Source organism: Streptomyces sp. NPDC059564, assembly GCF_042735575.1.
Lineage (GTDB): Bacteria > Actinomycetota > Actinomycetes > Streptomycetales > Streptomycetaceae > Streptomyces.
On record NZ_JBHWBP010000709.1, the window covers coordinates 1 to 1219 of the forward strand.

General features: G+C 75.1%; 1 protein-coding gene. It reads left to right on the plus strand.

Translation table 11 applies throughout. From position 1 onward, the window contains the following. A partial coding sequence (locus ACFV0Q_RS41830; protein WP_385013362.1) for a cytochrome P450 occupies window positions 1-1076 on the plus strand: 1076 nt, incomplete at its 5' end. Window positions 1077-1219 lie beyond the last annotated feature (143 nt).

The window sequence follows — 1219 nt, forward strand, 5'->3', positions numbered from 1 at the left end:
CCGACGGCCCGGTCCACGAGCGGCTGCGCGGAGCCGTCGTGGAATCCCTGGAGCGCTTCGACAAGCGCGGCATCCGCCGCTACGTCACCCGCTTCGCGAACCAGCTCGTCGACCGGATCGCCGGGGACGGCCACGCCGACCTGGTCTCCGCCTTCTCCGACCAGCTCCCCATGCTGGTGATGACGCAGCTCGTCGGCGCCCCCGACGAACACGGGCCCCGGCTGGTCAACGCGGCCCGCGACATGCTCCAGGGCACCGAGACGGCCCTGCAGAGCGACCGCTACGTCACCGCCACGCTCGAACAGCTGCTCAGGGACCGCAAGACGCAGCCCTCCCGGGACCTCGCCTCCTGGCTGCTGGAGCACCCGGCGCAACTCACCGACACCGAAGTGCTCATGCACATGCGGGTCGTCCTCATCGCGGCGTACGAGACCACCGCGAACCTCATCGCCAACACCCTGCGCACCGTCCTGACCGACCAGCGCTTCCGCGCGAGCCTCTCCGGAGGCCACATGACGCTGCCGGACGCCCTCGAACAGGTCCTGTGGGACGACCCGCCGATCAACACGATCATCGGGCGCTGGGCCACCGGCGACGCCCTGCTCGGCGGCAAGCAGGTCAAGGCCGGCGACATGCTGCTCCTCGGCCTCGCCGCCGGCAACGTCGACCCGCAGATCCGGCCCGACCCCGAGACCTCCGTGCGCGGCAACCGCTCGCACCTCGCGTTCAGCAGCGGCCCGCACGAGTGCCCCGGCCAGGACATCGGGCGGGCCATCGCGGACACCGGCATCGAGGTGCTGCTGGACCGCCTGCCCGACCTCCAGCTGGCCGTCGACGCGAGCGAGCTGCGCTGGCGCGGCACCCTCATGTCCCGCCACCTGCTGTCCCTGCCCGTACGGTTCTCCCCGCGCCCCGTGCAGGACGCCTACGCCGAGACCGAGGCCTACCCGCACCCCGAGCGGCCCTCCGGCCACCCCGGGCACGCGCCGGTCCCGCCGCGGCCGACGGTCCGGCCCGCTCCGGCCGGGGAGCGGCGCCGGCCCAGCTGGTGGCGCCGCCTGCTCGGCCGCCTCTGAGAGACGGCTCATCCCGCCCGGCGGGGCCCCGGCGCTGCCGGGCGGGGCCCCGCCGGGCTGTTCAGGCCCCGGCCTGCCGCCACCCCCCGGCGTGAGCGGGCAGCGCCGGGGCCCCCGTCGAGGGATCGCTCGGCGGGTGGGCG